The organism is Thermoanaerobacter thermocopriae JCM 7501, from assembly GCF_001310975.1.
GTDB lineage: Bacteria > Bacillota > Thermoanaerobacteria > Thermoanaerobacterales > Thermoanaerobacteraceae > Thermoanaerobacter > Thermoanaerobacter thermocopriae.
Map to the genome: position 1 here is coordinate 1 of NZ_BAZY01000045.1, position 12,548 is coordinate 12,548.

The 12,548-nt window shown below is 33.8% G+C and carries 7 protein-coding genes, 1 other RNA gene, 7 pseudogenes and 1 other annotated feature; of the genes and pseudogenes, 1 reads left to right on the plus strand and 14 read right to left on the minus strand.

Translation table 11 applies throughout. From position 1 onward, the window contains the following. Positions 1-4: 4 nt before the first annotated feature. The 14 genes and pseudogenes from ruvX to hisS form a co-directional block, all read right to left on the minus strand. A complete protein-coding gene (ruvX, locus tag JCM7501_RS11570) occupies positions 5-424 on the minus strand; it encodes a Holliday junction resolvase RuvX (RefSeq protein ID WP_012995109.1) in 420 nt (139 codons plus the stop codon). A 55-nt stretch (positions 425-479) separates the two neighbouring features. Next, on the minus strand, positions 480-737 hold the full coding sequence (locus tag JCM7501_RS11575; RefSeq protein WP_003869796.1) for an IreB family regulatory phosphoprotein: 258 nt from the start codon (positions 735-737) through the stop codon (positions 480-482). 77 nt (positions 738-814) lie between these two features. Beyond that, positions 815-3,447: pseudogene (alaS, locus tag JCM7501_RS11580) on the minus strand (alanine--tRNA ligase). A gap of 112 nt (positions 3,448-3,559) precedes the next feature. Next, positions 3,560-4,530, minus strand: a pseudogene (locus tag JCM7501_RS11585) (AI-2E family transporter). Positions 4,531-4,600: 70 nt separating this feature from the next. Then, on the minus strand, positions 4,601-4,762 hold the full coding sequence (locus JCM7501_RS13195; protein WP_013150243.1) for a hypothetical protein: 162 nt from the start codon (positions 4,760-4,762) through the stop codon (positions 4,601-4,603). A 192-nt stretch (positions 4,763-4,954) separates the two neighbouring features. Continuing rightward, positions 4,955-5,403: pseudogene (locus tag JCM7501_RS11590) on the minus strand (RrF2 family transcriptional regulator). 119 nt (positions 5,404-5,522) lie between these two features. Continuing rightward, a pseudogene (gene orr, locus JCM7501_RS11595) lies at positions 5,523-6,601 on the minus strand (ornithine racemase Orr). 68 nt (positions 6,602-6,669) lie between these two features. After that, entirely contained in the window at positions 6,670-6,843 is a 174-nt protein-coding gene (locus JCM7501_RS15360; protein WP_245599098.1) for a glutamate mutase L, read from the minus strand. 142 nt (positions 6,844-6,985) lie between these two features. Next, on the minus strand, positions 6,986-7,312 hold the full coding sequence (gene trxA / locus JCM7501_RS11600) for a thioredoxin (RefSeq protein ID WP_012995104.1): 327 nt from the start codon (positions 7,310-7,312) through the stop codon (positions 6,986-6,988). A gap of 104 nt (positions 7,313-7,416) precedes the next feature. Further along, on the minus strand, positions 7,417-7,683 hold the full coding sequence (locus tag JCM7501_RS11605; RefSeq protein WP_012995103.1) for a metal-sensitive transcriptional regulator: 267 nt from the start codon (positions 7,681-7,683) through the stop codon (positions 7,417-7,419). Between the two features lie 77 nt (positions 7,684-7,760). After that, positions 7,761-8,464, minus strand: a pseudogene (locus tag JCM7501_RS11610) (tRNA threonylcarbamoyladenosine dehydratase). 17 nt (positions 8,465-8,481) lie between these two features. Then, positions 8,482-8,670: non-coding RNA, 6S RNA (ssrS, locus tag JCM7501_RS12815), on the minus strand. A 66-nt stretch (positions 8,671-8,736) separates the two neighbouring features. Next, positions 8,737-10,512: pseudogene (gene aspS / locus JCM7501_RS11615) on the minus strand (aspartate--tRNA ligase). Positions 10,513-10,527: 15 nt separating this feature from the next. Then, positions 10,528-11,783, minus strand: a pseudogene (gene hisS, locus JCM7501_RS11620) (histidine--tRNA ligase). Between the two features lie 66 nt (positions 11,784-11,849). Further along, positions 11,850-12,051, minus strand: a binding site (T-box leader). 190 nt (positions 12,052-12,241) lie between these two features. Here hisS and JCM7501_RS11625 point away from each other — a divergent pair. Next, on the plus strand, positions 12,242-12,548 hold a 307-nt coding region (locus JCM7501_RS11625), incomplete at its 3' end, for a UPF0236 family transposase-like protein (RefSeq protein ID WP_173571595.1).

Sequence of the window (12,548 nt, forward strand, 5' to 3'; positions counted from 1 at the left end):
AAATTTATTTATTTTTTTGTGAATCTAAGTAGTTCTGAAGTATAAGAACTGCAGCCAGCTTATCAATTACTTCTTTCCTCTTTGCCCTACTTATATCAGCTTTTTCTATTAAAACCCTCTCCGCTTCTACTGTAGTAAGCCTTTCATCCCACAATATTATTGGTATACTAAAAGCTTTCTTCAAGTGCTCAACAAATCTTACAACTTTTTGTCCTTGTGGTCCCAAAGTACCATTCATGTTCTTAGGTAATCCTACAATTATCATTCCTACTTCATATTCATTTATTATTTGTTTTATTCTCTCAAAATCTTTTTTGTTACTACTTCTTTTAATAGTAGTAAGTCCCTGTGCAATTGTCCCTGATAAGTCACTTATGGCTATCCCGATTGTTTTATCACCTACATCTAGTCCCATAATCCTCAAAAAAATCTCTCCATTCTAAAATTGCCTCACCTTATGTGAGGCAATTTTATTTTTCTTATTTTTGGGAAGATAAATACTCTCTCAAAAGTTCTTCTACTAATTCATCTCTTTCAATTTTTCTTATCAAATTTCTCGCATTTTTATGGCTGGTTATATAAGTAGGATCCCCAGACAAGATGTAACCTACTATTTGATTTATTGGATTATAGCCTTTTTCCGAAAGAGCTTCGTATACTGCTGTCAATATCTCTTTAACAGTTTTTCTATCAGTTGTAACGTGATACCTTAGAGTCTGTTCATTCTTATCTACCATAATATATCACCTCTAGATACATTTAACTACCATCAACTTTATAATAACCTATATTTACTTAAACAGTCAAGTTTTTCTCAATTTTTTAACTGTTCTTTTACAACCTCTATAGCTTTGTCTAATGCTTCTTTCACCTTAGATGGATTTTTACCTGTTCCTTGAGCTATGTCTGGTCTTCCACCGCCATTTCCTTCAGATACTTTACAAGCCTCTTTAATAACAGCCCCCATATTTATCCCTTTTTGAACAACATCTTTAGTAGCCATACCGACAAATATAGCTTTTTCTAGGGTAGAAGATGCCAACACTACTACCGCCGTTTTTAATTTATCTTTCAAAATGTCCCCTAATGCCTTCAAAGACTCACTATCATAATCTTCAATTTTTGAAACCACTACTCTTATACCGTCTAATGAAATAGCAGAATTAATTAAACTATCAGCCAAAATAGAAGCCATTTTTATTTTTAATTGTTCTATCTCTTTATCTTTTGCTTTTAAAGCTTGTTGCAAGCCCTCTATTTTTGAAACTAACTCTTTATCTTGGGCTTTCAATAAATCAGAAGCCCCTTTTAATATCTCTTCTTTCTCCTCTAAATATTTTATTGCGTAAGGTCCTGTTAAAGCTTCAATTCTTCTCAAACCTGCACCCACTGCACTTTCAGACACAACTTTAAAAAGCCCTATTTCGTTAGTATTTTTAACATGTGTTCCACCACAAAGTTCCACGCTGTAATCGTCAATTCTCACAACCCTTACTTTATCCCCGTATTTTTCCGTAAATAACGCAACAGCCCCTTCTTTCAATGCCTCATCATAAGTTTTTTCTTCAATATACACATTTAAACTTTGGTATATCTTTTCATTAACCCTATTTTCTATTTTCTTTAACTCTTCTTTAGTCACCGCTTGATAATGTGAAAAATCAAATCTTAATCTATCATCAGCCACCAGAGAACCAGCTTGATGAACATGGTCGCCTAATATCTCCTTTAGGGCTTTATGAAGAAGATGAGTTGCAGTGTGATTTCTTGCAGCATTGTTTCGGCTTACCACATCAATTCGAGCTTTTACATCATCTCCTACAGAAATTAAACCTCTTTCAATCGTTCCAATGTGTACAAACTTATCTCCTATTTTTTTACAGTCTTTTACTCTTATCAAAACATTTTCATTCTCTAGAACTCCTTTGTCTCCTATCTGGCCACCACTTTCAGCATAGAAAGGAGTTATATCTAATATGATACTTACATCATCTCCAGCTTCTGCTTCCTCAACAAGTTCTTCCTCCTTTACAATAGCTAAAACTTTTGAATTGCTCCCATAAGTGGTATATCCCACAAATTTTGTTTTAATATCTCCTAAAGTAGAATATATATCTTGCTCCCACAAACTATTATCTTCTTTTCTTCTGCTTCTCGCTCTAATCCTTTGCTTTTCTAGCTCTTTTGTATATCCTTCTTCATCAACCACAATGCCAACCTCTTGCAAAATTTCTTTTGTTAAATCCAATGGAAAACCATAGGTATCGTATAATTTAAAAGCCTTAGAGCCTTCTAAGACAGTTTTTCCTTGGAGTTTTAACTCATTTATATAATCTTGTAAAATTGTAAGTCCTTGGTCAATTGTTTCCTTAAATCTTTCCTCTTCTACTTTGATTATTCGCTTTATATAGTCCTTTCTCTCAATTATTTCAGGATATGCTTCTCCATAATTTTCTACAACTGAATCTACTACTTTGTACAAAAAGGCATCGTTTATCCCCAGCAATTTACCATGTCTTGCCGCTCTTCTTAAAAGTCTTCTCAAAACATAGCCTCTTCCCTCATTAGAAGGCAGAATTCCATCTGATATCATGAAAGTTATCCCTCTTATATGGTCAGTGATAACTCTCAAAGATACATCTTTTTCTGCATCTTTTCCATATTCTACTTCCGCAATTTTAGACACAAAATTAGTAATGCCTCTTATTACGTCTACATCAAATATGCTGTCGACTCCCTGCATTATTGTTGCCATCCTCTCAAGTCCCATGCCTGTATCAATATTTGGATTTGGCAACCTATGATAATTTCCTTGTTCGTCTTTATTAAACTGTGTAAAAACTAAATTCCAGAATTCAATAAACCTATCGCAATCACAGCCAACTCCACAAGTAGGCTTACCGCAGCCTTTTTCTTCACCTCTGTCAAAGTAAATTTCTGAACATGGCCCACAAGGTCCTGTGCCAATCTCCCAGAAATTATCCTCTTTTCCCATCCTCACTATTCTTTCAGAAGGTAACCCAACTATTTTGTTCCAAATCTCAAATGCTTCATCGTCTTCCTCATAAATTGATACCCATAACCTGTCAACTGGCAACTTCAAAATTTCTGTTACAAATTCCCAGGCCCAGGGAATAGCTTCTTTTTTGAAATAATCACCAATGGAAAAGTTTCCTAGCATTTCAAAAAAGTACCGTGACGTGCTGTTTTACCTACTCTTTCAATGTCAGGTGTCCTTATACATCTTTGGCAAGTAGTAATCCTTTTACTGGGGGGAACTTCTTTTCCTGTAAAATAAGCTTTTAAAGGAGCCATACCGGAATTAATCAACAATAAGCTTTTATCATTTTTGGGAATTAGAGAAAAACTTGGCAACCTCAAATGCCCTTTGCTTTCAAAAAAGCTTAAATATTTTTCTCTAATTTCATTCATCCCGAGTTTTTCCATAAAAATCCTCCTTCTTGATACAATAAAAACCGTCCCTAATTTGGGGACGGGCTTTTACCCGCTCTTTTTTGATATATTATACAAGATTGAACATAACAAGTCAATAACTGGTTTATTTCTCAATAAAAATTTCTGTTACAACTGCTTTTACGATTGCTACAATAGGCACAGACAATAAAAGCCCCCAGATGCCAAAAAGTTCCCCCCCTGCAATCAGTGAAAAAATTACTGTAATTGGATGTAGACCTACGCTGTCGCTAAGTATTTTGGGAGTTATAAAAGCATTTTCTATTTGTTGCACTAAAAGACATACAACTAAAGCCCAAATCCCTTTAGATAAAGAATCAAGAAATCCTAGTAATACAGCAGGAATAATCGACAAAATAGGCCTATGTAGGGAATTATATTTAATACTCCTGTCAATAGCCCTACTAAAAAAGCATATTTAATCTTAATTAGAGAAAGCCCTATGCTAGTTAAAATTCCAACAAAAATAGAAAGATATATTTGTGCTCTTATGTATTTACTTAAAATTTTGTCTATTTTTCTTAGAAGAGTAAAGAAACTAGAATGATATTTGAAGGGAATTATTTTTTCAATCTCTTTTTTAAACAAATTTTTATCCTTTAAAAAATAAAAAGTAATAATTGGTACAAGTATGGCATCTATAACATTTTTTAATATCGCAACAGTAGATTTAAAAGCCATATCAACTCGGGAAGCAAAGAGATTATTGAGGGTATTCAAATTTTTATCTAAAACTTTCTCAAATTGTGGTGGTAAATAAGAAAAATAGTTAAATTTTAGTTGAATCAAAATATTTTGTAGTTCTTCAATATAAAAAGGTATCATTGTTATAAAAGCAATCATTTCATTTATCATCAAAGGAAAGATATAGAAAGAAAATATCAATATTCCCAAAGTAACAATTAAAAATACCAAAAGTATAGAAAAAAATGTAGACAAGCCCTTTGAATTAAAAAATTTTACCATTGGATTCAATAAATAGGCTACCAAACCGGCAATAAAAAAAGGGGAAAGTATATTTTTAATACTTACCCAATTTTTTATAAAAAAATACAATAAGCCTATAGCAGCAATAATTAAAAAAATAGATAAATCTTTTTAACTTGCATGTTATCACCCGAAAAGTCTATCTAATTTTTATTTTGTTCATTGTGCGGCATATTTTTGTCACACTTTTTTCTATCATATCTTTGTAGCGTCTATATTTTTTCATATTTATTTTAGGAATTATATATGCAGCAGTTACCAGTCCTGCCAAAAACCCCTTCATATATTTGTCTTTATTCATAATAGCCCTCCTTTGAAATTTAAAAAGTTTCTGCTTTTTTATAGATTTCCCTCTTTAAATTAAAAAATGCACACTTTTTTTGTGTGCTCTATCTCTTTTCAACTTTCTCCTAACTGCTTGTCTATCACAAAGATAACTGATTGTCATGGCATAATACTAATACTTTATCTTCTTAATGTGGATTCTATTTACTTAAATGTAATACATAAAAGCACTTTTTTGATTCAACCGCCTGTAATCATCTACCATATCCTGTAAAGTAATAGAGTCTATTACTTTATTTATACTATCCCTTATTCTTTCCATCACCAATTTTGTGGGACAACCTCCCGCTCTACTACATTCAAAAGGTGTATCTTCCAAAACGCAATCTGCAGGAGCCAGTGACCCTTCCAATGTCCTTATCACATCTCCAACCGTTATCTTATCAGGAGGAGCTGCTAACATATACCCACCCTGTGCTCCTCTTACACTTTTCACAAGGTCAGCTTTTCTAAGAATTGCTATAAGTTGTTCTAGGTAATGCTCAGAAAGACCCTCATTTTCCGCAATTGTTTTTAAAGAAATGGGACCTTCCCCATAGTAAAGGCTAATTCAAACATAGCTTGTATCCCATATCGACCTTTTGTAGATAATTTCATGATTATCCATCCCCCTGAATTCCTATTAAATCCTACTATTCTGCTCGGATTTCAATAAAAAGAATACCATTTAAAAAAGAGGTTGTCAACAGCAAAATTACTATCAAAAAGAGGTATTTTTACACCTCTTCAATCACCTTTTCTACATATTCAGAGGTACAACAAGATAAAATCCCACCATATGTTAGCTTAAACTTTATTATATCTCCAACTTTATATGGATATGGAGAATTTGTAACATTTACGATCAAATGGTCACTACTTGCACCTATTAATTCAATGGTACTATCTATAGGAATTAGGTCACCCATATTGACATCCTGTCTTCCTATAGCCAAAATTGCCCTTTTCATTATACCTCTATCCACATATACCGGTCTTTCACCAAAAGCATTTACTCCTAATATGCCTCGTGGATAGGAAGGTTTTTCTTTTAATTCGATTATCTGTGTTTCTAAAGTAAATACATCGTCATACGTATGGGGAATTCTGTCTCCAAAAGCCGTTTCCCTACCTAACACAATAGCTTCTCCTATTCTAAGCTGCGTTATTCCTTTTGGTATGAGACCATTTTGAACTAAGTACAGACTGCTTGAGTTTCCTCCTGAGACTATATCTATATTCAGGTCAAATTTTTTATTGATAGAATTTTTTATTTCTACAAGCTCTTCTAGTATATCTGGAGTAGGAATAACAGAGCCATAACAAGTTAAATTAGTACCTACTCCTCGAAGTTTTATACCTTCAAGCTTTACTATTTGTTCCACTGCAGGAATTACATCCTCTTTTAACATACCCTCTCTCAAATCACCTAAATCTACCATTAGGATTATCTCATGAACTTCTTGTGTTTTTTTGCCTCTTCTGATAAGCTTTTTATTGTATCGATTTCTGAATTAAGGCTTATATCTGCATATTTTATGACTTCCTCCACTTCACTTATCATAGGAATTCGAATAAGCATTTTAAATACCGGTATGTGTTGTAATTTTTTTAAATTTTTAATTCTGGAATCTCCTAAAATTTCTACTCCACCTTTTACCATCGCTTGAGCTATTTCTGGAATACCGCAGAAAACTTTTGTAACACCTACTACCTTTATATTTCTCTTTTCACACAGATTGACAATAGTTTGTGTATTTTTTCTAAGTTTTCTTAAATTTATTCTCAACAAAGGATACAACTTAATCTCCCCCATTTCTAAATATTTTAGAAATGCCAAAGCTATTTTTCATTAATCTTAAGCTTAGTCAGGATATTTTTTAGTCAAAACACCACACAAGCTGCCATGATATAATCTCTGTCAATTAAAACTTTTGCCACTGAAGGAGGATAAAGTTCTTTTCCACTTCCTCCATCAATTATATTTTCTAATAATTTTTCTCCTCCTTCAAGCTCTGAAAATATTCCACCAGTTAAGCTAATTAAAAGCTTTTTCAATCTTTAAAAAACGAATAACCCCCAACATTAAAGGGGGTTTTATTCGTTTTTTAAAATATACTTCAGTATATTTTGATTTTTTGTAATTTTTTAGAAAATTAAACAATAAATAAATTAAAAATCCTGCATAACGCAGGATTTTTTAATTGTTTAAGTGTTTTTCTATAAACTTTACAAAGTCTCCTTTAGGTCTTGCACCTATTATTTTGTCTACCATCTTGCCGTTTTTAAAAAGTCCAATTGTGGGTATACTCATTATCCTAAATTTCATTGCCAATTCATTTTCTTCATCTACATTGATTTTCCCAACTTTAATTTTACCTTCATATTCTTTTGCTAATTCATCAATTATTGGAGCCACCATCCTACAAGGCATACACCATTCAGCCCAAAAGTCTACCAAAACTGGTACATCTGAATTCACAACTTCTTCCTCAAAATTTTCAAGCGTAATAACTACTTCTGCCATAAAACCACTCCTATACTTTTATTTCATTTTTATTTTTATACAAAGCAACTGCTTTATACATTTATATCATAAAGCAAATTGCTAACAAAACCCAACTATTAAAGTCATTTCATAAATTTTATAAACGTCTCAATTAATTCTTCTATCACCTCATCCTGCTTTTCAGTACAAAAAGCTCCTTTTATACAACTGGTGGTATAACTTTTAAGAAGAATTTTACCAACGCTGTTTATCGCAGACCTAACAGCAGCTACTTGTACCAGTACATCTACACAATGGGCGTCATTTTCAATCATCTTTTGTATGCCTTTTACTTGTCCTTCAATTTTTCTTAATCTTCTTAATAAATCTTCTTTGTTATCTTGGTACATATTATACCTCCCAACCCCATTGGGGTATCCAATAAATAGTATAAAATTTTTTCACAGATATGTCAATAGCCTTTTGTTTATTTTTTCAATAAGTCCTTAACTACCTCTGCAGCAAGTATGAGGCCGACAACAGAAGGCACAAAAGAAATACTACCAGGTGCTGGTTTCGAAATTTTAGCTTCGCTTCTATAGAAATTTTTTATAGGCTCTTCTTTAGAATACACCACTTTTAAAGATTTAATACCTCTTTTCCTAAGTTCCCTTCTCATTACTTTTGCCAACGGACATACACTTGTTTGATAAATATCTCCTACTTCAAATTTTGTAGGATCTAGTTTATTTCCTGCTCCCATACTACTTATTATAGGTATCCCTAATAAAGTGCATTTCGCTATTAAATCCACTTTTGAAGGCACTCTGTCAATTGCATCAATTACATAATCGTACTCTTTTGATAATAGTTTATCACTGTTTTTGCTGGAGTAAAACTCTTTAAAAGTTAAAACTTGGCTTCTGGATTTATCGCTAATATCCTGTCTTTCATCACATCAACTTTAGGTTTACCTATCGTAAAAGTGGTAGCGTGTATTTGCCTGTTTAGATTTGTCACACACACGTCGTCTCCATCTATTAAAACCAATTTTCCAATTCCTGCTCTTACTAGCCCTTCAACAGCAAAAGAGCCTACTCCTCCTATTCCAAAAACTGCAACGGTACTGTTTTTAAGTTTTAAAAGCCCTTCTTTTCCTATTAAAAGCTCTGTTCGCGAAAAAATGTCCACTCTTTTCCCTCCATAAAAAAACCCCCATAGTGCCGTGCCTCCCGGTAGTTCTTGAACCCGTCCTCACAACGTGGGTGCCCTCTTGGCAGCTTCATGTTTCCGCTTCCGTTCAAAGGCGGCCTACAATCCACTGCCAAAGCCCAGGCTCCCTTATTATTGGTGTTGGCTCAAACTTTCACCGGATGTCACGCGCACCACAGGGTTTTTTAAATTTATTCATCTTTCTATATAAATAATATCACAAAAACCCCTATTTTTCAACTGGTAAACGTTTATAAGTCTACCTTTATGTGCAATTCTTTTAACTGTTCTTCTGATACTTCTGAAGGTGCATCTGTCATTAAACATACCGCGTTTTGAGTCTTTGGAAAAGCAATTACATCCCTTATGGTGTCGCTTCCCGTTATAATCATAGCAAGCTATCCAATCCATATGCAATCCCACCGTGAGGAGTGCACCGTATTTGAAAGCCTCCATCAAAAAGCCAAATCTTTCCCACGCCTTTTCTTCGCTAAAACCTAAAACTTTAAACATTCTTTTTTGAAGCTCAGTATCGTGTATTCTTATACTACCTCCCCCAATTTCCACTCCATTTAAAACTATATCATAAGCTTTTGCTCTTACCTTTAACGGCTCTTTTTCTAAAAGGTCTATGTCCTCATCTTTGGGGGCCGTAAAGGGATGATGTTTTGCCACATATCTTTTTCCTCGCTGTCGTACTCTAACAACGGAAAATCCACTATCCATACAAACTCATATTTATTCTCATCAATTAAATTAAGTCTCTTTCCAAGCTCTAATCTCAAATGACCTAAAGTATCAAAAACTATTTCATCTTTATCTGCCACAATCAATAGTAAATCTCCTGTTTCTGCTTCAAGTCTTTCAAGTATCTTTTCTATTTCTTTTTCACTTAAAAATTTAGTAGCAGGGGATTTCACTTCATTTTCAAAAACTTGCATCCATAAAAGTCCTTTAGCTCCATAAGTTTTTGCAAGCTCCACCAATTCATCTAACTGTCTTCTTGGCATAGAAGCAGCACTTTTTACATTTATGCCTCTCACAGATCCGCTATTTTTTAAAGCAGTCTTAAATACATTAAATTCAGATCGAGATACTATGTCTGACAAATCTTTAAGTTCCATCCCAAATCTTAAGTCTGGTTTATCTGTCCCAAACCTTTCCATGGCTTCTTGATAGGATAATCTTTTAAAAGGAATTGGCACATCAATGCCTAAAGTCTCTTTAAAAATCTGCGCAATCATCTTTTCATTAATTTCTAAAACATCATCTACCTCTACAAAAGACATTTCTATATCTATTTGTGTAAACTCTGGTTGCCTATCTGCCCTCAAATCCTCGTCTCTTAAACATTTGGCTATTTGGTAGTACTTATCAAATCCAGAAATCATAAGAAGTTGTTTGAATATTTGAGGAGATTGAGGTAAAGCATAAAATTTGCCCGGATAAATTCTGCTTGGCACAAGGTAATCTCTTGCACCTTCTGGCGTACTTTTAATTAAAAGAGGCGTTTCTATCTCTATAAAACCGTTTTTATTCAAAAAATCACGAACAACTTTAGTTATTTTAAACCGAGTCATTAAATTCTTTTGCATTGAAGGTCTTCGCAAATCTAAATATCTGTATTTTAGCCTTATAGCCTCTGAGACATTGCTTCTATCTTCTATTGGAAAAGGCGGAGTTTCTGATCTGCTTAAAATTTTTAAGGTATTGGCATATATTTCAATTTCCCCTGTAGCAATTTTAGGATTTACATTTTCAGGTGCCCTTTTTACCACTTTTCCTTCTATTGCTAGTACATATTCACTCCTCACACCCTGTACTTTTTCAAAAGCTTCGGAAGAAACCTCATTGTTAAAAACCACCTGTACAATACCTGTTCTATCTCTTAAATCTATAAACACTAAGCCTCCATGGTCTCTTCTTCTTTGTACCCATCCCATAACTACAACAGATTTATCGACATCTTCCACTGTCAATTCTCCACACATGTGAGTCCTTTTAAGTCCTTTTAATTGTTCTCCCATTTTACTCCCTCCATTTTATATATTTTTTATCCTTTGTTCTATTTCATCAATGGATATTTCTACTTCGCTTCCATCTCTCATATCTTTTAATTTAACTTTGTTTTCCTTCATCTCTTCTTCTCCTATTACAATAGCAAATTTCGCATTAAGCTTATTGGCATACTTCATTTGTGCTTTTAAACTTCTATCCATGTTGTCTCTTTCTACTTTTAATCCATTAAATCGCAGTTTATTAGCAAGAGCAAAAGTAAATAATTTTGCTTCTTCTCCAACATAAGCTATGAACAAATCTACGTCTTTAGGTTTTGAAATCTCAATACCCTTTTGCTCCAAAGTAAGCAAAAGTCTTTCTAGTCCCATTCCAAAACCTACTCCTGGCATAGAAGGCCCTCCGCATTCTTCTATAAGACCATCATATCTTCCTCCACCGCATACGGTTCCTTGAGCTCCGATGTCTTTTGAAATTATTTCAAAGGCAGTTTTGGTATAATAATCAAGTCCTCTCACAATTCTGGGGTCAATTATATAATTATAGCCCATTACATCTAAATATTTTTGTAGTTCTTCAAAATGATTTTTGCAATCATCACACAAATAATCTGTAATAAGAGGCGCATCTTTGGTTATCCTCTGACAACTTTCAACTTTACAGTCTAATACTCTCAAAGGATTTATCTCATATCTGACTTTACAGTCATCACACAAATACTTCAAATTGTCCTTTAAAAAATCCTTAAGCACTTTATTATAATTTTTTCTACAAGCAGAACACCCAACACTGTTTATTCTAAGCTCCAAATTATTAAGTCCCAACTTTTTTAAAAGCGTTATAGCAACACTTATAACTTCCGCATCCGCAGAAGCGCTTTTAGCACCAAATATTTCTACTCCAAATTGGTGATGTTCTCTTAGCCTTCCAGACTGAGGCCTTTCATATCTGTAAACAGGAGTTATATAATACAACTTCGTTGCTGCGCCTCCGCATATAAATTGTGCTCTATAAATGCTCTTACAGCCGGAGAAGTACCTTCAGGTTTTAAAGTAATACTTCTTCCGCCTTTGTCCGTAAAAGTATACATCTCTTTTCTCACGATATCAGTTGATTCCCCTACTCCCCTTAAAAATAACTCTGTATGTTCAAAACCGGGGGTTCTTATTTCCCTAAAGCCATAATCATCGCATATCTTCCTTATAAGCTCTTCTACATACTGCCATTTATAAGACTCTGAAGGAAGAATATCCTTTGTCCCTCTTGGAGCTTTTGTAAGCATTTCACCAACTCCTTTTGCATTTTGTAATAACTTTACACATTTAAAAACCCCTCGTCTGCAACAATTTGCAGGGACGAGAGGTTAAATCCCGTGGTGCCACCCTGATTTGGACTCATTCCTTTAACGCAGGTTCACGGACACAGCCTACCTTGTCGACTGGTCTGCTCACAGGTGTCCTTCACAATAGCATAAGTATAAAGATACTCTCAGTCGCGGTATCTTCTCCCTGTATACCTGCTATTGCTACTCTCCTGGTCATCGCATTTATCCATCATTTTACTTGTTATTATACATTATACTATTATTAGCTGTCAATCACAATTATCTTTAATCTACTTTCATAATAATTTACATAGTGTAAAATTATCGTAGGATTTTTTGAGTAAAAAAAACAAGAGACAACCCCTGTGATAAAATAGATTATGGAAAACAAAACAACACAGAAAGGGGTGTCTCTTGTGAAAAAATATATCTTTGAGGATATTATACTACAAAATGCTCTAAATTTCACTAGAGAAGTGATAGAAATTTTTAGCGATTTATTAAACAAAGGAATGAATATTACAGAGCTTGCAGCAAAAATAAAGGGAATCACGGACAAACTAGGTAGGGAAGCAATAGAAGCAATTATTGAAGAGTTAGATAGGATAATAAAAGAAGACAAGAGAAGGAAAGAAAAATGGGTAGTAGAGAGGAAAGATAAAAAGAGATTAACGACAATCCTTGGGGATATAGAATATGAGAGGACATATTACAAATCCAGAG